This is a genomic window from Streptomyces sp. H27-D2 (genome assembly GCF_035828615.1).
In the GTDB taxonomy this organism is placed as follows: domain Bacteria; phylum Actinomycetota; class Actinomycetes; order Streptomycetales; family Streptomycetaceae; genus Streptomyces.
Genome location: NZ_JAYMZR010000012.1, coordinates 1 through 23138, shown reverse-complemented (window position 1 = coordinate 23138; position 23138 = coordinate 1). Strand labels below are relative to the sequence as shown.

The 23138-nt window shown below is 74.1% G+C and carries 20 protein-coding genes; 13 read left to right on the top strand and 7 right to left on the bottom strand.

The window, feature by feature from the left end; all coding sequences use genetic code 11:
- Positions 1-25 precede the first annotated feature (25 nt).
- Positions 26-1306 (top strand): pyroglutamyl peptidase, encoded by a 1281-nt coding sequence (locus QMK28_RS07505; RefSeq protein WP_326436289.1) that lies wholly within the window; start codon positions 26-28, stop codon positions 1304-1306.
- Positions 1307-1428: 122 nt separating this feature from the next.
- Here the strand turns inward: QMK28_RS07505 and QMK28_RS07500 are convergent, their stop codons facing one another.
- The 3 genes from QMK28_RS07500 to QMK28_RS07490 all read right to left on the bottom strand — a co-directional run bounded on the left by QMK28_RS07500 (position 1429) and on the right by QMK28_RS07490 (position 4123).
- Positions 1429-2229 carry an EI24 domain-containing protein gene (locus QMK28_RS07500; protein WP_326436227.1) on the bottom strand — a complete coding sequence of 267 codons (801 nt, stop codon included), beginning with the start codon at positions 2227-2229 and terminating at the stop codon, positions 1429-1431.
- A gap of 363 nt (positions 2230-2592) precedes the next feature.
- Positions 2593-3021 carry an organic hydroperoxide resistance protein gene (locus QMK28_RS07495; protein ID WP_326436226.1) on the bottom strand — a complete coding sequence of 143 codons (429 nt, stop codon included), beginning with the start codon at positions 3019-3021 and terminating at the stop codon, positions 2593-2595.
- Between the two features lie 82 nt (positions 3022-3103).
- Complete coding sequence (locus QMK28_RS07490) at positions 3104-4123, bottom strand: NADP-dependent oxidoreductase (protein ID WP_326436225.1); 1020 nt, start codon at positions 4121-4123, stop codon at positions 3104-3106.
- A gap of 89 nt (positions 4124-4212) precedes the next feature.
- Here QMK28_RS07490 and QMK28_RS07485 point away from each other — a divergent pair, with 89 nt between their 5' ends.
- The gene (locus QMK28_RS07485) at positions 4213-4644 is read left to right on the top strand and encodes a MarR family winged helix-turn-helix transcriptional regulator (RefSeq protein WP_326436224.1); all 432 of its coding nucleotides are present in this window, start codon (positions 4213-4215) and stop codon (positions 4642-4644) included.
- A 104-nt stretch (positions 4645-4748) separates the two neighbouring features.
- Here QMK28_RS07485 and QMK28_RS07480 read toward each other — a convergent pair whose 3' ends face one another.
- Complete coding sequence (locus tag QMK28_RS07480; protein WP_326436288.1) at positions 4749-5924, bottom strand: helix-turn-helix domain-containing protein; 1176 nt, start codon at positions 5922-5924, stop codon at positions 4749-4751.
- Positions 5925-6010: 86 nt separating this feature from the next.
- On the bottom strand, positions 6011-6163 hold the full coding sequence (locus QMK28_RS07475) for a hypothetical protein (RefSeq protein WP_326436223.1): 153 nt from the start codon (positions 6161-6163) through the stop codon (positions 6011-6013).
- A gap of 151 nt (positions 6164-6314) precedes the next feature.
- Here QMK28_RS07475 and QMK28_RS07470 point away from each other — a divergent pair, with 151 nt between their 5' ends.
- The 11 genes from QMK28_RS07470 to QMK28_RS07420 all read left to right on the top strand — a co-directional run bounded on the left by QMK28_RS07470 (position 6315) and on the right by QMK28_RS07420 (position 20592).
- The gene (locus QMK28_RS07470) at positions 6315-7262 is read left to right on the top strand and encodes a DUF3068 domain-containing protein (RefSeq protein ID WP_326436222.1); all 948 of its coding nucleotides are present in this window, start codon (positions 6315-6317) and stop codon (positions 7260-7262) included.
- A 259-nt stretch (positions 7263-7521) separates the two neighbouring features.
- A complete protein-coding gene (locus tag QMK28_RS07465; protein WP_326436221.1) occupies positions 7522-8724 on the top strand; it encodes a glycosyltransferase family 4 protein in 1203 nt (400 codons plus the stop codon).
- A gap of 6 nt (positions 8725-8730) precedes the next feature.
- Entirely contained in the window at positions 8731-9456 is a 726-nt protein-coding gene (locus tag QMK28_RS07460; protein WP_326436220.1) for a class I SAM-dependent methyltransferase, read from the top strand.
- On the top strand, positions 9453-14054 hold the full coding sequence (locus tag QMK28_RS07455; RefSeq protein WP_326436287.1) for an alpha-(1->3)-arabinofuranosyltransferase domain-containing protein: 4602 nt from the start codon (positions 9453-9455) through the stop codon (positions 14052-14054). Before QMK28_RS07460 ends, QMK28_RS07455 begins: the two co-directional genes overlap by 4 nt.
- Entirely contained in the window at positions 14054-15460 is a 1407-nt protein-coding gene (locus QMK28_RS07450) for a condensation protein (protein ID WP_326436219.1), read from the top strand. Before QMK28_RS07455 ends, QMK28_RS07450 begins: the two co-directional genes overlap by 1 nt.
- Positions 15461-15762: 302 nt before the next feature.
- Positions 15763-16536 (top strand): class I SAM-dependent methyltransferase, encoded by a 774-nt coding sequence (locus tag QMK28_RS07445; protein ID WP_326436286.1) that lies wholly within the window; start codon positions 15763-15765, stop codon positions 16534-16536.
- A 14-nt stretch (positions 16537-16550) separates the two neighbouring features.
- Entirely contained in the window at positions 16551-17603 is a 1053-nt protein-coding gene (locus QMK28_RS07440; protein WP_443050575.1) for a hypothetical protein, read from the top strand.
- Entirely contained in the window at positions 17600-17842 is a 243-nt protein-coding gene (locus tag QMK28_RS07435) for a Trm112 family protein (RefSeq protein WP_326436217.1), read from the top strand. The genes QMK28_RS07440 and QMK28_RS07435 overlap by 4 nt, the downstream gene beginning before the upstream one ends.
- The gene (locus QMK28_RS07430) at positions 17839-18609 is read left to right on the top strand and encodes an FkbM family methyltransferase (RefSeq protein WP_326436216.1); all 771 of its coding nucleotides are present in this window, start codon (positions 17839-17841) and stop codon (positions 18607-18609) included. The genes QMK28_RS07435 and QMK28_RS07430 overlap by 4 nt, the downstream gene beginning before the upstream one ends.
- 94 nt (positions 18610-18703) lie before the next feature.
- Positions 18704-19333 carry a hypothetical protein gene (locus QMK28_RS07425; RefSeq protein ID WP_326436215.1) on the top strand — a complete coding sequence of 210 codons (630 nt, stop codon included), beginning with the start codon at positions 18704-18706 and terminating at the stop codon, positions 19331-19333.
- A 230-nt stretch (positions 19334-19563) separates the two neighbouring features.
- Positions 19564-20592 (top strand): rod shape-determining protein, encoded by a 1029-nt coding sequence (locus tag QMK28_RS07420; protein ID WP_326436214.1) that lies wholly within the window; start codon positions 19564-19566, stop codon positions 20590-20592.
- Between the two features lie 516 nt (positions 20593-21108).
- Here the strand turns inward: QMK28_RS07420 and QMK28_RS07415 are convergent.
- Together QMK28_RS07415 and QMK28_RS07410 are read right to left on the bottom strand one after the other, a co-directional pair.
- Positions 21109-21369, bottom strand: a complete 261-nt coding sequence (locus tag QMK28_RS07415; protein WP_326436213.1) for a hypothetical protein — start codon at positions 21367-21369, stop codon at positions 21109-21111.
- Positions 21366-23138 (bottom strand): acyltransferase domain-containing protein (locus tag QMK28_RS07410; protein ID WP_326436212.1); only part of this gene is annotated, 1773 nt, incomplete at its 5' end. The genes QMK28_RS07410 and QMK28_RS07415, both read right to left, overlap by 4 nt.

The following is a 23138-nucleotide window of genomic DNA, read 5'->3' as shown; positions in this document are numbered from 1 at the left end:
CCGAACGGAAGGTCCCCGCATGAGCATGAGACGGATACCCGCCCGGCTGAGCGTGCTCGGCGCCGCGCTGCTCGTCTGCGCGCCACTGCCCCTCGCGGCCCCGGCGGCGAACGCCGCCGCTCCGTCCGCCCAGGCCCCGCTCACCGTCGAGGAGCAACGGCTGGCACGGCAAGCCCCGCAGGAGATCCTGCGCCTCAGCGGCTTCGACTCGGCGGCCCCCGACTTCGCGCGGGCGCTGCGCGCGGCCCGGTCGTACGGGGAGGCGGAGCGGCTGACCGCGCGGCACGGGCAGCGGCTGTGGCAGCGGGCCGTGGACCGGGTGCAGGGCCGGGGCCCGGCGGGCGGTGAGCTGAGCCGCGACGACGACCGGCCGCTGTACTGGGCCCGGCTCGGCATGAGCGCGGAGCTGCGGCAGTGGCAGCCGGGCTTCCCGGTGGACGAGGCGCGGCGCGGCGCGCTGCTGAACCGGCTGGAGCGCGGTTCGCGCGGCCAGGACTCGGTCGATCTCCCGGCGGGCCGGCACCTCAAGCGGATCGTCGTCACCGGCTTCGACCCGTTCCAGCTGGACGCGGACGCCCGGCGCAGCAACCCGTCGGGCGCGGCGGCGCTCGCCCTGGACGGCGTCACGATCCGTACGGCCGACGGCCCGGCCCGCGTCGAGACCGCGCTCTTCCCGGTCCGCTGGACGGACTTCGCCGAGGGCACGGTCGAGCGGACGCTGCTCCCGCACTTCCGGCCCGGCCCGCGCCGGGTCGATCTGTTCACCACCATCAGCCAGGGCCGGGTCGGCCGCTTCGACGTGGAGCGCACCAACGGCGCGTGGCGCGGCGGCTATCCGGACAACGCGAATGTCTCGCGCACCGGGACCGTGCCCGTGCCGCCCGGCATTCCGACCGTCGATCCGCAGCCGCAGTGGACGACGACGACCCTCCCGTACAAGAAGATCGTCGAGGCCGGGACCGGGGACTTCCCGGTGTACGACAACACGGCGGTCACCGAGATCCCGGCGGGCGCGACCGGTCCGGTCAACCGCCCGGACGGACCGACGCCGGGCTCCACGGCCCGCGCGGGCGGCGGCGGCGACTACCTCTCCAACGAGATCGCCTACCGGGCGACGCTGCTGCGCGACGCGGTGCGGCTCGATGTGCCGGGCGGCCATCTGCACACGCCGGTACTGCAGTTCGGCGCGGGCAACACCGACCCGGCGACCGGCAAGGTCACCGATCCGGACTTCGTCCGCAACCGGCTCGCCATCACCGCCCAGGTCAGGGCTGTCATCACGACCGCCGCGGGCGTCAAGGGCTGAGGGCTCCTCCACACCGTCCGGTCCTCGATCGGGTGATGGTCGGGCCGGCCGCCGCGTCGAGCTGACCCCGCACGCCGAGACCGCCTGACTCGGCGACGGCGGCACCTCGGGCTCCGGACCTGTCAGCCGGTCGCGAGCGAATCGCCGGCCGGCTCCGAGTCCGGCCCCGGGTCCGCCGGGTCATCCGGCTCCCCCACCAGATCGCGCGCCAGCAGCGTCGCGCCCGCGACCGCGCCGGGCATCAGGAACACGGCCACCAGCGGGATCAGGAAGAGCAGTACGAGCGGGACGCCGAAGCCCAGGGTGAGCATCCGCCTGCCGCGCAACAGCACCAGCCGCTCGCGCAGTTCGATGCCGCGGCGCTGCAACGCGACGGCGGTCAGCTCCTCGGCGAGGAAGTACCCGGAGACGCCGAAGCCGATCGCCGGGATCACGGTCTGGCCGATGACCGGGATGAAGCCGAGCGCGAAGAGCAGCACGCCGTAGAGCGCGACCCGCAGCAGAATCCGCAGGCTGTCCCGCGCGGAGATCAACAGGTCCCGCCAGAGCGGCAGTCCGGACTCCGGGGCGTGGCCGCTCACCGATATGTCGACCTGCTCGGACAGCGACTCGTAGAAGGGCTGCCCGACCAGCAGGGTCACGGCGGTGAACGACACGACGGCGAACAGCAGCCCGCCGGCGTAGAGCAGCGCGGTCAGGAAGCCGCGGAACAGCGCCTGCCAGGGCGAGTCCCAGTCGTCGGCGAACGGGGTGGCCCAGGCCGTCAGGTCGTCGGCCCACATGATGAGCGCGACCAGCGCCGCGGCGTACAGCACCAGGGTGATGAGCGCGGGGATCAGCCCGAACCCCCACCAGCGGCCGTGGCGCGCCACCCAGCGCTGCCCCTTCATCAAATAGCCGAAGCCCACCCCGAGATCACGCATGTCAGAAGCTTATCGGGCCCCGCTGACAACCCCGACAGCCCGGCCGTCACCGCAGGCGAACGCTGCGGACGCGACAGACGCCGTGGGCCAGGCGGAGGCGGCGGGCACATCGGGCCGGCAACCAGCAGCGGATCCCAGGCCGGAGCCGGAGCCAGGGCCGGAACCCGGAACCGGCACCGGGGCAGAGCCGGTGCCCGAGGGCCGGGCCGGTGCCCGAGGGCCGCCGCTCCCCCACGCCGCCCCGCCCGGCAGGGCCCCCGCACGCCCGAGGGCCGCACCCCGGTTTCCGGGTGCGGCCCTCGGTTCGTGCGAGGCGGACGGCTCCATCGCTCCTGTAGCCGTCCAGCCCTTAGCGGATCAGGATCAGGCGACGGTGAGGTCGACCTTGATGTTGCCGCGCGTGGCGTTGGAGTACGGGCACACCAGGTGCGCGGCCTCGACCAGCTGCTGCGCGGTGGCCGCGTCGACGTTCGGGATCGAGACGACGAGCTCGACCTCGAGGCCGAAGCCGCCGCCCGCGGACTTGCCCATGCTGACCTTGGCGGTCACGCGCGAGCCGGAGATGTCAGCCTTCTCCTTGCGGGCGACGACGCCGAGCGCACCCTGGAAGCAGGCGCTGTAGCCGGCCGCGAAGAGCTGCTCGGGGTTGGTGCCCGCGCCGCTGCCGCCCAGTTCCTTCGGCGGGTTGACGACGACATCGAGCTTGCCGTCATCGCTGGCGACCCGGCCGTCACGGCCGTTCTCGGCGGTCGCGACAGCGGTGTAGGCAATGTCTATGTCCTGGATGGTCATGAAAGATCCTCCTGTGATTCGTCGCGACTCGCGCCCACGACCGCGACGGCTGGTGTCGAGCCTATCGGTGGTGCGGCGAACATCAGTTCGCGAAGCTCACGATCATCTTGCCGGTGTTCTCGCCGCGCAGCAGGCCGACGAAGGCGTCATAGGCGTTCTCTATGCCCTCGACGACGGTCTCGCGGTACTGCAGCTTGCCCTCGCGGAGCCACTCGCCGACCTCGGCCACGAACTGCGGCTGGAGAGCCGCGTGGTCCCCGACCAGAATGCCCTGCAGGCGCAGGCGCTTGCCGATGACGTGGGCGAGGTTGCGCGGGGCGGGGGTCGGCTCGGTCGCGTTGTACTGGGCGATCATGCCGCAGATGGTGGCACGGCCGTGCACGTTGAAGGAGCTGAGCGCCGCTTCCAGGTGCTCGCCGCCGACGTTGTCGAAGTAGACGTCGATGCCGTCCGGGGCCGCTTCCTTGAGCTGCGCGGCGACCGGGCCGTTCTTGTAGTTGAAGGCCGCGTCGAAGCCGTACTCCTCGACGAGGAGCTTGACCTTCTCGTCGGATCCCGCACTGCCGATGACCCGCGCGGCACCCTTGATCTTGGCCATCTGGCCGACCTGGCTGCCGACGGCGCCCGCTGCTCCGGAGACGAAGACCGTGTCGCCCTCCTTGAAGGCGGCGACCTCGAAGAGGCCCGCATAAGCGGTCAGGCCGGGCATGCCCAGCACGCCGAGGTAGGCGGAGAGCGGCGCGATCTCGGGGTCGACCTTCGCTGTGCGCTTGGCGTCGACCACGGCGTACTCGCGCCAGCCGAGGCCGTGCAGGACGTGGTCGCCGACCGCGACGGTGTCGGCGTTGGAGGCGATGACCTCGCCGACCGCTCCGCCTTCCATCGGCTGGTCGAGCTGGAACGGCGGGGTGTAGGACTTCACGTCGTTCATCCGGCCGCGCATGTAGGGGTCGACCGACAGGTGGATGTTACGGACCAGGATCTGGCCGGGGCCGGGCTCCGGGACGGCGGTCTCGCGCAGGGCGAAGTCCTCCGGCTTCGGCCACCCGTGAGGACGGGCGACGAGGTGCCATTCGCGACCGGTCTTGGGCTGTACTGACATGTGGCGGAGCCTCCTAAATGCTTCACTTGGTGAAACAACCATGCTCCTGAATGTTTCATGTTGTCAAGTAAGGCGGTAGGCTGGCTCTCATGGCCTCTCGCACTGACCCCCTGACCCAAGAGGTCGTCGAGCTCATCGGCGCCGTCGTGGCCCGCTACTACGAGGAGTACGAGCAGGCGGCGGCCAAGCATTCGCTGACCGGCGCCCAGGCCCGCGTACTGGGGCTGCTGTCCCATGAGCCGATGCCTATGCGCCGGATCGCGAAGAAGCTCAAGTGCGAGCCGTCGAACGTCACCGGCATAGTCGACCGGCTGGAGGTGCGCGGCCTCGCCGAGCGCCGCCCCGACCCGGTCGACCGCCGGGTCAAGCTGGCCGCTGCGACAGAAAAGGGCCAGGAGACCGCCGCCCGGCTGCGCGGCTCACTCGACTTCGCGCGCGAGCCGCTGGCGGGCCTCACCGAGCTGGAGCGCGCCGTGCTGCGCGACCTGCTCAAGCGGATGCTGGGCATAGAGCCGGGCTGAGCCGCGCAGGGCAGGGCCGAGCCGGCCGCATCGAGCCCGGCCGAACCGCGTGCGCCCCTGCCCGACAGCCCGTCGCCCCCACGCCCCTCCCCCACGCCCCGCCCTCACGGCAGCCGCGCGGCCAGCTCGCCGCGCAGCCGTCGCGCCCTGAGCACCAGCTCCAGCTCGAAGCGTCGGTCCGGGTCGTCCACCTCGTCGCCCCACAGCTCGCGGATCTGCCGCAGCCGGTAGCGCACGGTCTGCGGGTGCACGCCGAGTCTGGCCGCCACCTCCGGCGCGCCGCCCCGGCTCTCCAGCCAGGCGAGCAGGGTCTCCGCGAGCCGGCGGCCATGGGTGGGGCCGCAGTAGGCCAGCGGGGCCAGCAGCCGCCGGTCCAGGTCCTCGATCAGCTCCTCCGGCGGCAGCAGCACGAGCGCCTCGGTGTGCTCGGTGCACTGGAGCAGCTGGCCGGCCGGCAGCAGCCGCCGCTCCATCAGGGCGACCGCGGCGGCGGCCCAGCGCAGCGACTTGACGGCCCGGTGCAGCGGCACCGGCGGGCCGATCGCGCCGGACCAGCCCGCCATGCTGCGGCGCAGCAGCTCCGCGCGCCCGGCGGCGGTCGGCTCGGGCACCACCATGCGCGGCTGCTCGGGCTCCATGTCCAGCAGGACGCCCTGGCCCACGGCCGGGGCCATCGCTTCCCGGGCGGGCCGCAGCAGCACGGCGACCGCGACCTGCTCGGGCAGCGGCCAGCCGATCCGGGCGGCGCGTTCGGCGAGGGCCTCGGCGGGGTCGGAGCGGTGCTCGGCGAAGAGCAGGTCGAGCAGCCGTCGTTGCAGCCGGAGCCGTTCGCCGGCCTGCCGGGCGGCGGCCTCGGCGTAGCCGCGCACGGTCTCGTCGACGAGACCGTCGAGGTACTGGAAGCCGGACTCGGCGAGCTCGTACATGGCCGGCGGCGGGATCTCGACCCGCTGGCCGATCTCGGCGAGCCGCCGCCAGGCGAGCCGGACGCCGAGCCGGTACATGGCTTGCAGCGAGTCGAGGGTGCGGCCCTGCAGCCCTTCGCCGCGGCCGAACTCCTGGAACACCCGGTGGTGCACCTGCGGCCGGTCGGGCCCCGAGGTCAGGTGGTCCAGGAAGTGTTCGAGAGCGCGCCGGATACCGACCAGCGCCCGCGGCTCGCCGGATTCGTCGAGTACGAGCGGCAGGTGCGGATGTTCGCGGCGGATCTCCCGCAGGATCTCCTGGGCCAGGTCCGGCACCTCGTCGCGGGCCAGCGCGACGAACCTCCGCACCCGCATGGGGGAGACGTCGTGCCAGGCCGATCGGGGTGCGGGCGGGGGCGCGGTCACGGCCGGTCCTGCCACGGCTTCCTCCCTGGGGGCGGTCAGCGCTGGGGCGTGCTCGATTCGAAGGTGACGAGGGGCACATTCGGCTGATCCGGGGTCGCGTTGAGCGCGGCGACGATTCCGAAGGCGGCGCCGACCGCGAGCGCGGCGGCGGCCAAGCAGGTCAGAACGGCGGGTAGGACTCTGGGCATGGCGCGGCGAACCTCTCTGTGGCTGCGCACCGGCCCGGCCCGGTCTGAATTGCCGAGTGTGGAGACAGGATTGACGACCTGTCAAGTATGGGCTTACGGTTCCCGGCCCATACGCACGTGCACTACTCCCTTCGCCCTTCGGAGTACCCGTATGCGCCGTACCGCCTCACCCCTGTCGCTGATTCTGCTGGGAACCGGTGTCTTCCTGCTGGTCCTGGCACCCTTGCTGGCCTGGTACGTCGAGCCACGGGCCAAGCGCACGCCGATCGATGTGAACGTCACCACGGTCTTCACCGGCACCGGCAGTTACTTCGACGCCGACGCGGTCGAGACGAAGAAGGACCAGAAACTGACCATCACCCGCCGGGTGCTGGGCGATGTGGCCGACAGCGAGCGCAGCGGGCGGGCGGTCTGGGACGTGTCGACCGCGATCGACACGCCGCGCACGCTGCCGCTCAAGGACCCGCGCAGGTCGTTGCAGTGGACCACCGAGCGGTGGGTCACCGACCGGCGCACCAACGCGCCGGTGCACTGCTGCGACGAGTCGCCGACGCCGTTCGCCGGCGACGCGTACCTGAAGTTCCCCTTCGACGTGCGCAAGCGGACCTACCGCTGGTGGGACAACACGCTGGGCGCGACCGTCCCGCTCCGCTTCGACGGTTCCGCCAGGGTCCAGGGGTACGGCGGCTACCGGTTCACCGGGCAGGTGCCGGCCACCAAGACGGGTACCCGGCAGGTGCCCGGGGTGCTGGTGGACCGGCCGAAGCAGGGCCAGGTGCTCGCCGAGGAGTGGTACGCGAACCCCGAGATCGAGCTGGTGGTGGACCGGCGCACCGGGCGCATCGTCAACGCGAAGATCTCGCCGAAGAAGACCTTGCGGGCTCCCGGAGGCAAGCGCGACAAGGTCATCCTGTTGCAGGGCGACGGGCTGGAGTTCACCGACAAGACCCAGCGCCAGCAGGTGGACCTGGCCTCGTCCGACAGCGACCGGCTGCGGTTGGTGGGCGAGACCGCGCCGACGGCCGGGACGCTGGCCGGCGCGCTGCTGGCCGGGGCCGGTGTGGTGCTGCTGGTGCGAGGGAGGCGTCGTAGCAGTTGAAATCTGCGGCGGGCGCATGAAGTGACGAAGTGTCAGCTGAAATACGGTCCGAAGTTGTCATCCCGGTGAGTAGCCGGGGCGTACCGGGCGGCGAAAACTACCAACCCCATACACAACCGGTCGCACGCTCAACCAGCCGCACCGCCCGGTCGGCACCCGCACCGCACCTCGGCACACTCCGGAAACGGACCTCAGCACAGTCCAGGAACACGGAGTCCACCCCCACTCGTACCGCACCCTCACACGAGTTGGAGCGCGCATGCCCCAGCACGTACCCCTGTCCGCTCAACCATCCGTTCAGCTGTCCGCTCAGCTGTCCCCGCACCCCCTCGTACGACCCGTCCCGCCGCCCGGCCCCCCGGCGCTGCCCCGCCGGATCGTCTTCCTCGCCCGCCGCGACCTCGGCAACCCCGCCGCCGGCGGCTCCGAACTGCTCGTGGACCGGATCGCCGACGGGCTCACGGCCCAGGGCCACCAGGTGACCCTGCTGTGCGGCGGACCCGCCGCGTTCCGCGACTACCGGGTCGTCTCCGCGGGCGGCGACGCGGGCCACTTCCTGCGCGCCCGGCGCGAGTTCGCCCGCCAGGTGGGCGACTGCGATCTGCTGGTCGAGGTCTGCAACGGGATGCCCTATCTGGCTCCGCTGTGGCATCGCGGGCCGACGCTCTGCCTGGTCAACCATGTGCACACCGACCTGTGGCGGATGCGCTTCCCCGCGCCGGCCGCCCGGCTCGGCCGCCGGCTGGAGCACTGGGCGCTCGCCGACACCCACCGCGGCAATCTGATGGTCGCCGTCTCCGGTTCCACCGCCACCGCGCTGCGCGACCTCGGCGTGCCCAGGAGCCGGATCAGACTCGTGCACAACGGAGTGGAGGAGCCCGGTCCGCTGCTGCCCAGAGCCCCCGAGCCGCTGTTCCTGGCGATGGGCCGGCTCGTCGAGTACAAGCGGATCGATCTGCTGCTGCGGCTGTGGGAGCGGGTCCGCCCGGTCACCGGCGGGCGGCTCGTCATCGTCGGCGACGGTCCCGAGCGCGGGCGGCTCGAAGCCATGGCGGGCCCAGGGGTCGTCTTCGCGGGCCGGGTCTCCGAAGCCGAGAAGCACCGACTGCTCTGTCAGTCCTGGCTGTTGCTCCACCCGTCGCTGGTCGAGGGGTGGGGTCTGGTGGTCATGGAGGCCGCCGCCCGCCGCACCCCGGCCGTCGGCTTCGACATCCCGGGCCTGCGCGACTCGGTGGACGACGGCGTGACCGGCGTCCTCGCGCGCGGCGAGAGCTCCTTCGCCGCCGCCTGGTGCGCGCTCACGCTCAGCCCCGCGCGGCGCGAGGCGATGGGCGCCGCCGCCGGGCTGCGCGCCGCCCGTTTCCGCTGGTCGGGCACGGTCCGCAGCTTCCGGGCGGTGGCCGCCGAGGCGTATCTGAACCACCGAGCGGCCGTTTCCGCGCCGGCTTTGCCGGGTCGGTGACGCGCGGTGCGCGACCCTTCGCTGCGACGGTCCGCGAGCCTGCTGCGCGCCTTCACCCGTGAACAGAGCGACCCCGACCACTGCTACGGCCTGCTCGCCCGCGACGCCGTCGCCCAGGTCGCGCGCTATGTCCCGCTGGCCGGCCGGGTGGTGATCGACGTCGGCGGCGGCAGCGGACACGTCACCGACGAGTTCCGCCGCCGGGGCGCGTACGGCTACCTCTTCGAGCCGGACCTCGGCGAGCTGAGCGCCCGCGGCAGGGCGCCGGCCGGCGCGGTCGTCGCCGACGGCTATCTGCTGCCGCTCGCGGACGGCGTCGCCGACGTGTGCTTCTCCTCCAACGTCCTGGAGCACGTCCAGGACCCGCAGACCTTCCTGAGCGAGCTGGTACGGGTCACCCGGCCCGGCGGGCTGATCTACGTCTCGTTCACCAACTGGCTCTCCCCGTGGGGCGGTCACGAGATGTCGCCCTGGCACTACCTCGGCGCGCGGCGGGCCAGGGAGCGCTACCGGCGGCGGACCGGCCGCGACGCGAAGCACACCCTCGACGAGAACCTCTTCAAGATCCATGTGGGCGCGACGCTGCGGCAGGTGCGCGCCCGGGACGACGTGGCCGTGGTCTGCGCGCGCTCCCGCTACTGGCCGTTCCTCGCGGAGGCCGTCACCCGGGTGCCCGGCGTCCGCGAAGTCATCACCTGGAACCTCCTCCTCATACTCCGGCGGTGTCCATGAGTACCCAGACGCTGAACACGTCCAGCTCGCCGGGCAGCCCGGACCCGGGCGGGGCGCCGGCCGCGGCGCCCGCGCCCGACCGGCCGCGCGGCCGGCGCTGGCTGCTCGGCTTCTGGGCCGCCGTGTTCGTCGCCTTCCTGGCCCACTCGCCGGGCAAAATGACCTTCGACACCAAACTCGGCGTCGCAGGAGACCCGTTCGGGTTCCTCTCGGACCTCGGCGGGCTGTGGCACGACCGGGCGGGCTTCGGCGGCATCTCGGACCAGTACATCGGCTACAGCTTCCCGATGCTGCCCTTCTACGCGCTGGCCGACCTCGTCCGGCTCCCGGTATGGCTGGCCGAGCGGCTGTGGCTGTCGATCATCGTCAGCGTCGCGTTCTGGGGCGCGCTGCGGCTCGCCGAGCGGCTGCGCGTCGGCTCGCCCGCGACCCGGCTGCTCGCCGCCGTCTGCTACGCGCTGTGGCCGGTGTTCAGCATCGTCGTCGGCTCCACCTCCGCCGCCGCGCTGCCCGGCGCGTTCCTGCCCTGGGTGCTGCTCCCGCTGACCTCGGCCACGCTGTCCGCGCGCGTCGCCGCCGCCCGCTCCGCCCTGCTGATCCCGTTCATGAGCGGCGTCAACGCCGCCTCCACACTCGCCTCGCTGCTGCCCGTGGGCCTGTACCTGCTGAGCCGGCCGCGCGGTCCCCGGCAGCGCGCGCTGATCGCCTGGTGGATACCGGGCGTGCTGCTCGCCACCGCCTGGTGGGTGGTGCCGCTGCTGCTGCTCGGCATCCACGGCGAGAACTTCATGCCGTACATCGAGCAGGCCCAGAACACCACCGGCACCATGTCCGGCACCGAACTGCTGCGCGGCGCGGGCAACTGGGTCGCCTACCTCAACGTCGGCGAGCCCTGGCTGCCCGCCGGATGGACCGTCGCGACCTCCGCGCTCGCCGTCCTCGGCTCGGCGCTCGCCGCCGCGCTGGGCCTGGCCGGGCTCGCCCGCCGCGACCTGCCCGAGCGGCGCTGGCTGGTGCTCACCGTGCTCACTATCGCGCTGATCACCCTGGCCGGGTACGGCGGCGCGCTCGGCGCCCCCTTCCACGGCGCGGTCCAGGGCTGGTTCGACAGCTGGGCGAGCCCCTTCCGCAACATCTACAAGTTCCAGCCCGGCCTGGCGCTGGCCCTCGCGCTCGGCCTCGCACACCTCACCGCCGTACTGGCCATGCGGCGCGGCACCCGCCCACTGCCCGGCCGCCGGCTGGTCCCCGCCCTCGCGGCGCTGCTGGTGCTGCCGGGGCTGGCGCTGCCCTACGTCAACGGCGACATCCTGCAACCGGGCCCGTTCAAGAAGCTGCCGGGCCACTGGTCGCACGCCGCCGACTGGCTGGAGAAGAACTCCCCGGACAGCCGGGCGCTGGTCGTGCCCGCCACCGCCCACGGCATCTACACCTGGGGCTCGCCCATCGACCAGCCCCTCGACGTCCTCGCCGAGTCCCGCTGGGCGCAGCGCGACTACGTCCCGTTCGGCACCGCGGGCTCGCGGCGCGCGATGGACGCCGTCGAGGCGGCCCTCACCTCGGGCACCGACGTGCCGGGCCTGTCCGCCTTCCTGGCCCGCGCCGGGCTGTATGACGTCGTCGTACGCAACGACCTCGACCCCGACCAGATCGGCTATGTGCCGCCGCAGACCGTCAAGCGCACCCTGGAGGCGTCCGGCTACCGCAAGGTCAAGGGCTTCGGCCCGCTGCTCACCGGCGGTCGCATCCCGGCCGGTACCCCGCTCCAGGTGCAGGGCATCTTCCCGCGCCAGCAGGCCGTCGAGATCTACGAGCCGAGCGGTGCGGACGCCGCGTCCCGGCCGGGCCCCGTCGCGCTGCGCAATGTCGCCGACACCGCCCAGGTCAGCGGCGGCCCCGAGGCGCTGCTGCAACTCTCGTCCGACCCGGAGCTGTTGAAGCGCCCCGCCGTGCTCACCGGCGACAACCACCCGGGGATCGGCACCCCGCCGCTGCGGATCGGCGCGGACGGCCTGCGGCGCGCCGACACCCGCTTCGGGCTGGTCAACTCCAGCACCTCGTACACCTACACCGCCGAGGAGAAGAACCACTCCGGCAGTCTCCAGAACCCCGGCGAGAAGCCCAAGCAGCTGCTGCCCACCAAGGGCATCCGGCACCAGAGCACCGCCGTCTTCCGGGGCGCCGAGTCGGTGACGGCCTCCTCCAGCGGCAACTGGCTGTTCCAACTGCCGCAGTACGACCCGGCGAACGCCTTCGACGGCAACCCGGACACCGCGTGGGCGGAAGGCAGCGCGGGCAGCCCGGTCGGCCAGTGGCTGCGCGTCGACTTCACCCAGGACACCTCCGTACCGCAGTCGATCGAACTGACCCCGCTGCCCGGCGACGGGATGCGGGCCGCGCCCACCATGGTCCGGGTGCAGACCGACCAGGGGTCCGCGGACAGCCCGTTGCAGCCGAACGGCACCCGGCAGTCCGTCAAGTCGCCGGAGGGACCGGCGAAGTGGCTGAAGATCACCGTGCTCGCCTCCCAGGAGCCGCGCCCCGGCCTGTCCGGAGCGGGCTTCTCCGAGGTGAGCGTCCCCGGTGTGCAGGTCACCCGGCTGCTCGCGCTGCCCGCCGACAGCGAGGAGTCCGATGTGATCTCGCTGCACCGGGGCAGCGACCCCGGCGGGCTGTCCCCGGCCTCCGCGGAGGCCGGGCTGCACCGGCAGTTCCGTACGTCCGCCGAGGACGACTACAAGGTCAGCGGCCAGGCCCTGGCCGTCCCCGGAGCGGAGCTGGACCAGCTCATCGACCGGGTCGCGCCCGAGCAGCGCAGGCGGATCACCGCCACCGCCGACTCGACCAGCCGCTCCGGCTACGCGCTCAGCCCGCGCAACCTCGTCGACGGCGACCTGACCACCGCCTGGATCGCCGGCGACCGGCCGGTGATCCATCTGAGCTGGCCGGGCAAGCGGGAGATCGACGAGATCGTGCTCGCCGCGGCCGGCGGCGTCTCGACCCGCCCCGAGGAGGTCCAGATCAGCTCCCCGGACGGCGCGGTGACCGCCGGGGTGGACGAGAACGGCCAGGCCCGCTTCGACCCGATCACCACCGACCGGCTCGACATCACCATCAGCAAGGTCAAGCCGCTCACCGTGCACAACCCGATCGCCGACCAGGACCTGCAACTGCCGGTCGGACTCAGCGAGGTGTACGTCCCCGCGCTCGACAACCTGCGCGCCAAGCCCCCTTCCCCGACCGCCCGCTTCTCGCTCCCGTGCGGCCAGGGCCCGATGCTCGCGGTCGACGGCACGCTGCACGCGACGAAGGCCGCCGGCCGGGTCCGTGACCTGACCGGGCGCACCCCGGTCCGTGTCGAACTCTGCGGCGACGACGAACTCCCCCTCGCCGCCGGCCGCCACCGGGTCGAGGCGGGCGACGCCGGGCCGCTGGCCCTCACCGACGTCACCCTCAGCCGCGGCGAGGCCGCCGAACCCGGCGCGACCCAGCGGGCGGTCACCGCGCGCGACTGGGCCGGCGACCGCCGCAGCGTCAGCGTCGCCCCCGGTTCGGCCGCGTACCTCCAGACGTACGAGAACGCCAACGACGGCTGGAAGGCGACCCTCGACGGCAAGGAGCTGACGCCGCTGCGGCTCGACGGCTGGCAGCAGGCCTGGCTGGTGCCGGCCGGAGCGGGCGGCACCGTCAAGCTCGAATACGGCCCGGCCCGCACGTACGAGGCCGCGCTGATCGGCGGCGCGGCCGGGATCGTGATCCTGCTGGCGCTGGCCCTCGTCCGCCGCCGCCGCGGCGAACAGAGCACCCCGCCGCCGGAGCCGCCCGCGCCGTCCTGGCTGCTGGGCACGGTCGCGCTCACCGCGGTGCTGATCCCGATCGCCGGCCTGCTGGCCCTGCTGGCGCCCGCGCTGGCGCTGCTCGCCCGCTTCCGGCATGGACTTCTGGTCCCGATCGCGCTAATTGCCATGACAGGGGCCGGCATCGCGGCGGCCTTCGGCGCGGGCGACCCGATCGCCTCGGACCGGGGCGCGTTCAGCACGACGGCCCAGGTGTTCGCGCTGCTGGCGCTGGTGGCGGCACTGGTGACGGCGCCGCCGGGGGGCGGACGGGCACGGGTGGGTGCGGAGGGTGCCGGAGGCACCGCAGGAACGGGAGCTACGGGAGGTACGGGAGGTACGGGAGGTACAGCCGGGAGGGCTGGGATGACCGGGACGACCGGCTTCGGCGCGGCCGGAGCGCGGGAGGAGTCGGAGCGGGAAGGGCCGCCCGAGTCCCAACGAGCCGAGGAGGCGCCGACGGAAACGTCGGGAGCCGCCGGGGTCGAAGGGGACGGGAGCCGGACTCCGCACGCCGGGGCACCGGGCGGGAAGCCCGGCGGGACATCCGGCGGGACATCCGGCGGGACATCCGGCGGGACATCCGGCGGGACATCCGGCGGGACATCCGGCGGGACATCCGGCGGGAAGCCCGGCGGAGCACCCGGCGGGACACCCGGCACCGAGCCGCCGCCGACCGCACCACCCCTCGCACCACCCCACGCCCCGCCGCCCCGGCCCGACACCCCGCCGATCGCCGACAGGAAGGAACCCGACAGCTGATGACCGCACTTCACAACCGGCCCGGGACCCCCCGCGTCCACCGCATTCCGTTCCCGACGGTGGACGAGGTCACCCGCCACTGCGCGCAGGAGGAGGAGCCGGAGACCGTCCACATCGAGGTGCACCTCCCCGGCCGGCTCGAACCCGACCGGCTGCGTGCCGCGTTCGGCGAAGCGCTGCGCCGGCACCCGCGCGTGCTGATGCGCGAGGTCCCGGGGTCCTGGTGGCGTCGGCGTTACGAGTGGCAGCTCACCGGCGCGCCGGACACCGACCCGGTGAGCTTCCCGAAGCCCGGCCCCGACGCGCTCGCCACGGCCAGGGAGCGGGCGCTCGCCATCTGCCCGCCGCTGGACTCCGCCCCGCCGATACGGCTCGAAGCCATCGTGGGCGGGGCCACGGGCGAGGGCGAGGGCACGGTTCTCGTCATCACCATCAACCACACGGCTCTCGACGGCCCCGCGTGCCTGCGCATCCTCGCCACGGCGGCGGAGCTGTACGCGCGCGGCGGCCCCAACGGCGGTACGGGGCATGCTGCTTCCCCGCCCCCAGAAGCCCCCGCGGACACACCGGCCGTCGCGCCGTACCCCGGCCCCACGGCCGTCCCCGCGCCCTCCTCCACCCCCGGCCTCGGGCTGACCCGCCCCGCCCGTATCGCCCCGGACACCCACCGCGCCCGCGTCGGCAACGCCATGCGGCTGCTCGAACTCCCCGTACCGGCCCGGCCGCCCCGCACCACGGTCACCCCCGTGCCGTACACCGTGAACGATCAACTCCTGGTCGCTGCCTGCCTGATGTCCGCGCGCTGGAACCGGCTGCACGACCGGCCCAGCAGCCCGGTGCGGATCACCATGCCCGTGGACGACCGCCCGCGCGGCACCACCGAGATGCCGATCGGGAACGGCACCCGGCTGGTCGAGGTCGGCTTCGGGCCGGAGGAACGGGCGGACGCGACCCTGCTGACCGCCGACACACCGCACCCGGCGGCTGTCTCCCGGCTGCTGCACCGCACCGCCGAACGCACCCGCGCGCTCAAGGCCGCGCCCCGCGCCCAACTCGGCCCGGCGGGCGCGCTGCTCACCGCGCCCGTACTGCCCGTCGGCCTGCGCGGCACACTGACCCGCGGCGTGCGCCGGGTCGCCGCGCCCTGGGCGTCGACCACCCTGGTCAGCAACATCGGCCGGATCGCCTACCCGCTCGACTTCGGCGACGCGGGGCTGCCCACGGCGGTCTGGTTCTCCGCCCCCGCCCGGATGCCGCGCGGGCTGACGGTCACCACGGTCTCCGTGGACGGACGGCTGCACGTCGCCCTGCGCTGGTCGCGGGCGCTGCTGGACGACGAGGCGGGGGCGACGCTGGGCGCGATCTTCAGCCGGTCGCTGGCCGCGACTTCATGGAGTCCGTCATGATCCGTGGCTCCGGCGGTGCGCATGGTGCCAGAGGCACCAGTTATGCCCAGGGCACGCATGGCGTCCGCGCTCCCGCCGACGGGCTGGGCGGCCCCGGCAGCCACGACGGGCCGGACGGGCTGAACGAGCTGAACGAATCCAACGGGCCGGGCGCAGCCGGTGGAACAGACGAAACCGGCAGGACCGGCGGACCCAGCAGGACCAGCAGGACCGCAGGAACCAGCGCGTCCGACGCGACCCGCGCGACCGGCTCCCCCGACGAGCCAACCCGCCCCTGCCAACCCGTCACCCCCCACCGCCCCTTGAACGACTTCTACGAGAATCCGGCCGTCCCGGTCGCCTCCGGCGTCGCCCGCAGCAGCCGTCAGGCCCGCATCCTCGCCGAAGCCCTCGCGGCCTCCGCCGCGAACGCCGCACCGGGCGCCCCCGCGACCATCCTCGACATCGGCTGCGGCGACGGCTCCGCCGCGGCCGTCGCGGCGCGGTTCCTGGCCGGCCACCGCCTCGTCGGCGTCGACTGGTCGCAGGACGCGCTGCGCCGCGCGACGACCCGCGTCCCGTACGTGGTGCGCGGCGAACTCAGCGGCGGCGGGCTCCCGTTCGCCGACGCGTCCGCCGACGCCGTCCTGTTCAGCGAAGTCATCGAGCATCTGGTCGACCCGGACTCGGCGCTGGACGAGCTGCGCCGTGTGCTGCGCCCCGGCGGCCATCTGATGCTCTCCACCCCGAACTTGGCCGCCTGGTACAACCGCGGCCTGCTCCTCGCCGGAATCCAGCCCGTCTTCTCGGAGGTCAGCATGCGTCGCATCCACGGCCGGCCCGGCAGCCAGGTGGTCGGCCACCTGCGGCTGAGCACCGCCCGCGCGCTGCGCGGCCTCGTCGGCGCGTCCGGCTTCGAGGTGGTGAGCCTGGCCGGAGCGCCGTTCCACGGGGTGCCGCGGGCGCTGCGCCCGCTGGACCGCGCCGCGTGCCGGATACCGTCGCTCGCCTCGATCCTGCTCCTGCACGCCCGGCGCCCCCTGGCGGACGCCCCGCGCCCGCACGGCCCCGGCCACGACCGGCGTTCGAAGGTATAGCCGTGCTCTGGGGTGTGGCGGCGGCGCTGCTCGCCAACGTCCTCTACAGCACCGGTTTCATCCTGGAGAAGCGCGCCCTCTCCGCGCTGCCGCCGCTCAGCACCGGCCACCCGGCCCGGGTGGTCCGGCTGCTGGTGGGCAGCCCGCTGTGGATCGGCGGCTCGGTCGCGCTGGCCCTCGGCTTCGCCGCTCAGCTCGCCGTCTACCGCACGCTGCCGATCGCCGCCGCCCAGGGCATCTTCGTCTCCGGCCTCGTCCTTCTGCTGCTGCTCTCCTCGCTCGTCCTGGGCGAGCGGCCCACGCTGCGGGAGCGCGGCGGGGTGGCGGCCATCCTGGTCGCGCTGCTGATGGTCGTCGCGTCGTTGCGGGGCGGCTCGGAGTCGATCAGCCGCTCGGCGCCGACCGCCGTGCTGCTCGCCGTCTGCCTGCCCTCCCTCGCGCTGGGGCTGTGGCTGTACCGCGCGGCGGAACGGCGGTCCCGGCACCGGCACCGGCTGCCGTCGAACGGGGTGCCGTACGGGGTCGCGGTGGGGCTGTTGTACGGGGTGAGTTCGCTGGCCGTCAAGGGCGTCTCCGGGCTGCTCCCGCACGGCCTGTCGGGGCCGGACGGCGTCGGGAGCGCGGCCCTCGACCTGCTCGCCTCGCCGTACCCGTATCTGCTGCTGTTCACCGGGGCCACCGGCCTGGTGCTCTCGCAGACCGCGCTGCAACGCTGCAGGGCCTCGCTGATCGTCCCGGTGTGCACGACGGTGACCTGCGTGTTCACCGTCGCGTCCGGCACCTTCACGTTCGACGAACCGCTGCCCGACGACCCGGTACGGCTCGCGCTGCGGCTGGGCGGCACGGTGCTGGCCGTGTCCGTACTGCTCGCGCTGCCCCGGCACGACGAACCGGTCCCGGCGGCGGTGCACACGGCGCCCGGGCCCCTCCCGCTGGAAGCGGCCCCCGGACCGCCGCCCGCCCCCTTCGTCCCGCAGGCCATCACCCCACCGGCCACCATCCCGCAGGCCGCCATCCCGCGGGCCGCCATCCCGCAGGCCGCCCCTCAGGAGAGAGCCGAGTCATGACCCCCGACGACCCGCTGTTGCAGATCCTCGCCTGCCCCCTCGACAAGGGCCCGCTCACCCTGCTCATGCCGGACAACATGCTGTACAACCCACGCCTGCACCGCCGCTATCCGATCCTCGACGGCATCCCGCAACTGCTGCCCTCCTCCGGCGAGCAGGTCCCCGACGCCGAGCACGAGCGGCTGCTCGCCCGGATCGACAGGATCGAACAGCGCCCGGACCGCCAGGGCCGGCTGTGACCCTCGCCGCCAGGCTCGGCCCGCACCTGCCGCCCCGGCTGGTCACCGGCGCCGCCGCACGGCTGTACCCGCGCTTCGAGCCGGAGCTGCGCCGACTGGCCGACTTCTGCCCGCACGGCGGGACGGCGCTGGACGTCGGCGGCTGGTACGGGCCGTGGTCCCGGCGGCTGGCCCGGCGCGCGGACCGGGTGATCGCGGTCGAGCCCGTACCGCACCTGGCCCGGCTGCTGACCGCCACCGCTCCCGCCAACGTGGAGATCCTGCAAGCCGCGGCCACCGACCACTCCGGCAACGCGACGCTGTGGCTGCCGCCGGGCGGCCGGGGCGACCGGGGCGTCTCCTCGCTCGTCCGCCGCGAGCTGCACGACACGACGCTCAGCGTGCCGTGCCTGGCGCTGGACGAACTCGCGTTGGCCGCCGTGACGCTCATCAAGATCGACGTGGACGGCAGCGAACTCGCGGTGCTGCGCGGCGCCGAGCAGACCATCCTGCGCGAACGACCGTCCCTGTTCGTGGAGTTGGAGGTACGCATCCAGCCGCTGGCACCCGTCCTGGAGCTGATCGAGTCCTGCGGCTACCGGGGCTGGGTGCTGCCGGGCCGCGACTGGCTGCCGCTGGGCGACTTCGACCTGGCCGCCCATCAGTCCCGTACCGCCCATGTCGCCGAGCACGGCCTGCTGCGCCGCACGCTCGCACCGCGCCGCCGCCGCTACGTCAACTCGGTGCTCTTCCTCCCGGACGCCCGCCGCCCCGGCAGCGGCGGCTGACCGGCCGGAAGCGCGCCACTCTCCGCGCCCTTCTCCGCGCCACTCTCCGCATCATCGTCCGCACGGCCGCGCCCCGCTGCGCGACCATGGCGGGATGAGCCCCGCTCCCGTCCCCCCGTCGTCCCGCTCGTCCGCGTCGCCGCCGCCCGCGCCCTTCGGCCCGGCGCAGTTCCAGCTCGTGCTGCTGCGGCGGATGGCGGACCACCATCCCGGCCTCGTCGAGGACGCGCTCCGCGAGCTGGGCGCCGACCGGCCCGCGATGCGGGAGGCCAACCGGCGCTGGCAGGCGATGGTCCGCTCGCCCCGGCAGCGCGCCGCCGTGACCCGCTACCGGTCGGTGCTGGGCCCGCCCGGGGCCACCGCCACGCGCGAGATCGGCGACCTGAGCTGCGAGGCGCTGAGCTGGCCGCTGCCGCTCTGGCCGGAGCTGCGGTTCGAGGTCCTCGCCGCTCCGAACGGCGCGGTCTGGAACGAATGGCTGATCCGCGCCCCGCAGGCCGCCGCTCCCCCGCTGCGCACCGTCGAGGACCTGCGGCCCTGGTCGGCGACGGTGGACGAGGTCGCCCGCGCCTTCGCGCCGGCCCGGCCGATGGAGGGCAGCGCGCCGACCCGCTGGCGGCTCGCGTTCCGCGCGCCGGACGCCGACGGTCTCGTGCGCCACTGCGTCGCCGAATTCACCTGGGGGCTCCTCCAGGACCTGCGGTTCGTGGACGACGAGGGGTGACGGCGGGGGACGACGGGGACAGCGGGGGGCGGCCGGCGGGCTGGAGACGCGGGCCGCCGCGGCGCTCCGTAACGGGGTTTGGTCCGCGGCCCGCCTGATGAGGCGTCCGCTGCCGCACTCCCCCGACCGGCGCATCCCAGCAGGCGGCCGGGGCCCCGCCGGAACAGGATGACGTCATGAGCGACCGCAGCGGCCGCTCGGCCGCGCCAACCCACAGGGGAGGACCCGCTGTGACGCTCAGCCTTCAACAGTTGCTTCGTTGCTCCGTCGCCGTCGATCTCGGTTCGGCCAGGACCAGGGTGTACATCAAGGGGAGAGGACTGGTCGTCGACGAACCCAGTGTGGCCGCCGTCAACGTGCGCACCGGAGCGCTGATCGCCGTCGGCGCGGCCGCCTCCCAGATGGACGGCCGCACGCCCGGCTACATCCGCGTCGTCCGCCCGATCTCGGGCGGCACGGTGGTGGACATCGACATGGCCCAGCGGATGCTGCGCGCGCTCCTCGGCGAAAAGCTGCGCAGGGCCTGGCGGCGCAGGCCGACGCTGCGGGCCGCCGTCTGCACCCCGTACGGCAGCGAGCCGCTCGCCCAGCGGGCCGCCGTCGAGACGCTCATGGGTCTCGGCGCGCGGCGGGTCGAGCTGGTGGACACGACGATCGCGGCGGGGGTGGGCTGCGGACTGCCGGTCGAGCAGCCCGAGGCGACGATGATCGTGGTGTGCGGCGCGGGAACCACCCAGGTCGGGGTCCTCTCGCTCGGCTCGATCGTGGCCGCCGAGACGATCGGGGTGGGCGGCAACGCGATCGACCACGCCGTGCTCCAGCACCTGCGGCTCCAGCACGAGCTGATGCTGCCGAGCCAGGGCGTACGGCCGCTGCACCTCGTGCTGAGCAACACCGACCCGGAGGCCGGCATCTCGGAGGTGCACGGCCGGGACGTGGTCAGCGGGCTGCCGCGGATGGTGCACGTCGACCCGGAACGGGTACGGCAGGCGATCGGCACCCCGCTCACCGCGATCCTGGACGGGATCGGCGTGGTGCTGCGGCGCAGCTCGCCGGATCTGGTGGCGGACCTGGTCGAGCGCGGCATCATGCTGGCCGGCGGCAGCGCGATGATGCCCGGTCTGGAGGCGATGATCCGACAGGCGACCGGGATGCCGGTGCACACCGCGGACCGCCCCGATCTGTGCGCGGTGCGCGGGCTCGGCGCGATGCTCGAAGGCAAGGTCGCGCCGCTGCGCCTGGACCCGCTCTTCACCTGAGGGCTGTCGGGTCTCTGCACTGAGGGGCTGTCCGGCTCTTCACCTGAGTTCACGTAACGGGCTGTCCGGCGCGCACTCGTCGGCCGGTTCAGCCGCCTCGCACACCGTCCCACCCGGGGCGGGCCCATGAGTGGACCGGATCTGCCTGGGCACGCGTCAGACAAGCCGATGCGCCGGAAACCCACCTGACCGGCTGGAGGTTCTTGATGTCCCAACCGACTCCCGACCCCGTACCGCCCAATCCGACCCCGCCGCCGGACCCGACGGGTCCGCAGCCCGGTCCCGCGCCGGGACCGGTGCCGGGGCCGACGCCGATGCCGCCGCCGGGGCCGTCACCGGACCCGGTGCCGCAGCCGCCAGGGCCGGGGCCGGAACCGGCGCCGCGCCCCGTGCCGGGACCGCCCCCGACGCCGGGGCCCGGTCCGATCACCATCCGCGGCTGAATCCGTTCCCGCCGGGTCGCCGAGGTCGCGGGTCTCCGTGTCCGCGGGGGTGAGAGTCACCGCGGCCACGGGATCACCGCGACAGCAGCGAGCCGGCGGGAACCGCTCCGGGCGGACCGGCGGGTTCCCGGACCGCGGGTTCCAGGACGGCCGGCGACGTGCGCGGGCCGTTCGGAGCGTCCCAGAAGTCCCGGTAATCCCAGTCGCCCCAGGTGTCCGGGTCATCAGGGTCGTACAACTCGTCCGGGCCGTCCAGCGGCGGCACATAGACCCAGATGCTGCCGGCCGCGATCACCGAGCGGCACACCGAACGCCATACCCCGGCGGCCGTCATGCGCGCAGGGCCGGGCGGCGGAGCGCGGCGCGCTCGTCCTGCCGGGCCGGGTCGGGGGTGCCGTCGGCGCTCCAGGTCCAGAGCCGGGACACCGCGTCCAGGTCGAGATCGTGCCCCTCGTTCCAGAGCCGGGCCGCGGCCGTGAGCACCGACTTGCGGTCCGCCTCCGGCGCGCCGGGACGGGCCGGGAGCAGCGGCACCGCCGCGCTCGCGCGCAGCCGCACCGCCCGGTGCCGCAGCGCGAAGGAGGTGAGGGTCTGCCGGGGGCCCGCCTCGATCAGCAGCATGTCGTCGACCGCGAGCAGCTGCTCCAGGGCCTGCTTGAAGTACACCGTGTCGGTGAGCTGGCGGGCCCAGAAGCGCGGGTCGCGCGCCTCGTCCGGGCGCAGCAGTTCCCCGGTGTAGCCGGAGTAGAACGGCAGCGTCGGCGGCCGCAGCCGGATACCGCGGTACGCCTGGTGCACGGCGTCGGCGGCCGGAGCCATCGCCTCGCAGTGGAACGGGCTGGTCGCGGGCACCACGACGACGGTGTGGCCGTCGGCGAGCAGCCGCGCCTCGACTTCGGCGAGCGGCTCGGTCGAACCGGCGAGCATGGTCTGCTGGTTGGCGTTGACCGCCGCGATGGCCACGTCCCCGCGCAGGTACGGGCGCAGCCGCTCCTCGGAGGCGGCGACGGCGAGCATGCCGCCCGGCGGGATGAGGACCGCGTGCCGCACCCGCTCGCGCATCATGGCGACGGCGTCGGGCATCGAGACCACCCCGGCGAGCGTCGCGGCGACGAGTTCGCCCGCGCTGTGCCCGAGGAACGCAACCGGGCGCACGCCCCAGCCGATGACCAGGCAGCCGAGCGCGTAGTCCACGGCGTACAGCAGCGGCTGGGCGCGCCGTACGTCGTCGATGCCGATCCGCGCGCCGGGCGAGGTCGCGGAGCCGAGCCAGTCGGCGCGGATCGCCGGTCCCTCCTCGCCCATCAGGTCGAGGACCGCGTCGACGGCGGCGGTGAAGACCGGCTCGCGCCGGTAGAGCCCGGCGGCCATCGCGAGGTGCTGCGAGCCCTGGCCGGGGAAGAGCAGCGCGACCGGCCGCGGGCCGCGCGTCCTGACGGCCTTGGCCCGGTCGACGGCGAGGGCCGCGTCGGCGGCGGTGGTGACGGCCGCGGCGCGTACCGCTCCGGGGGCCTGGCCGCAGGGTACGGCGGTGGGCAGGCCGGGGAATGCCTCGGCGGGCAGACCGGCGAGCAGCGGCCGCAGTTCGCCGCGGACCCGCTGCTCCTCGCTCTCGTCACGGCCCGACCAGAGCAGCAGCCGTACCACTGGGGCGTCCTGGGGGGCGCTCGCGCGTCCGCCGTGCCGCAGCGGCCGGACGACCGGGGCGTCATCGGGGTCGGCCGCGGGACCGGTGAGGTCCAGCAGGTCGAGCACGCCGAGGATGCTGTCGCTGTCCGCGACGGCCTCGGCGGCGCGCCGCAGCGCGTGCACGGTGATCGCGCCGGGCGTCGGCTCGCCGAACCCGGCGACCAGGGCGAAGTCGGTGGTCCCTGCCTGGAGTTCGCGGTGCGCGAGCCGCAGCGCCCGGCCGGGCGAGGAGGCCGTGCGGACCGGGAAGCCCTCGTGCTCGGCGGCCAGATCGGCCGCGGGCCGGTCGGCGCCGACGTAGACGACGGTACGGGCCGGCAGCTCGTCCGGCGCGCGGCCGAAGGCGCGCAGCACCGCGGAGACGGCGGCGGCCGAGGCCGGCAGCGGGGCTCCGGGCGCCCGCGTCCCGGCCGG

Coding starts and splice junctions, on each gene's coding strand:
- QMK28_RS07505 (WP_326436289.1), top strand. CDS start 26: ATGAGACGGATACCCGCCCGGCTGAGCGTGCTCGGCGCCGCGCTGCTC.
- QMK28_RS07500 (WP_326436227.1), bottom strand. CDS start 2,229: ATGCGTGATCTCGGGGTGGGCTTCGGCTATTTGATGAAGGGGCAGCGC.
- QMK28_RS07495 (WP_326436226.1), bottom strand. CDS start 3,021: ATGACCATCCAGGACATAGACATTGCCTACACCGCTGTCGCGACCGCC.
- QMK28_RS07490 (WP_326436225.1), bottom strand. CDS start 4,123: ATGTCAGTACAGCCCAAGACCGGTCGCGAATGGCACCTCGTCGCCCGT.
- QMK28_RS07485 (WP_326436224.1), top strand. CDS start 4,213: ATGGCCTCTCGCACTGACCCCCTGACCCAAGAGGTCGTCGAGCTCATC.
- QMK28_RS07480 (WP_326436288.1), bottom strand. CDS start 5,924: ATGCGGGTGCGGAGGTTCGTCGCGCTGGCCCGCGACGAGGTGCCGGAC.
- QMK28_RS07475 (WP_326436223.1), bottom strand. CDS start 6,163: ATGCCCAGAGTCCTACCCGCCGTTCTGACCTGCTTGGCCGCCGCCGCG.
- QMK28_RS07470 (WP_326436222.1), top strand. CDS start 6,315: ATGCGCCGTACCGCCTCACCCCTGTCGCTGATTCTGCTGGGAACCGGT.
- QMK28_RS07465 (WP_326436221.1), top strand. CDS start 7,522: ATGCCCCAGCACGTACCCCTGTCCGCTCAACCATCCGTTCAGCTGTCC.
- QMK28_RS07455 (WP_326436287.1), top strand. CDS start 9,453: ATGAGTACCCAGACGCTGAACACGTCCAGCTCGCCGGGCAGCCCGGAC.
- QMK28_RS07450 (WP_326436219.1), top strand. CDS start 14,054: ATGACCGCACTTCACAACCGGCCCGGGACCCCCCGCGTCCACCGCATT.
- QMK28_RS07435 (WP_326436217.1), top strand. CDS start 17,600: ATGACCCCCGACGACCCGCTGTTGCAGATCCTCGCCTGCCCCCTCGAC.
- QMK28_RS07425 (WP_326436215.1), top strand. CDS start 18,704: ATGAGCCCCGCTCCCGTCCCCCCGTCGTCCCGCTCGTCCGCGTCGCCG.
- QMK28_RS07415 (WP_326436213.1), bottom strand. CDS start 21,369: ATGACGGCCGCCGGGGTATGGCGTTCGGTGTGCCGCTCGGTGATCGCG.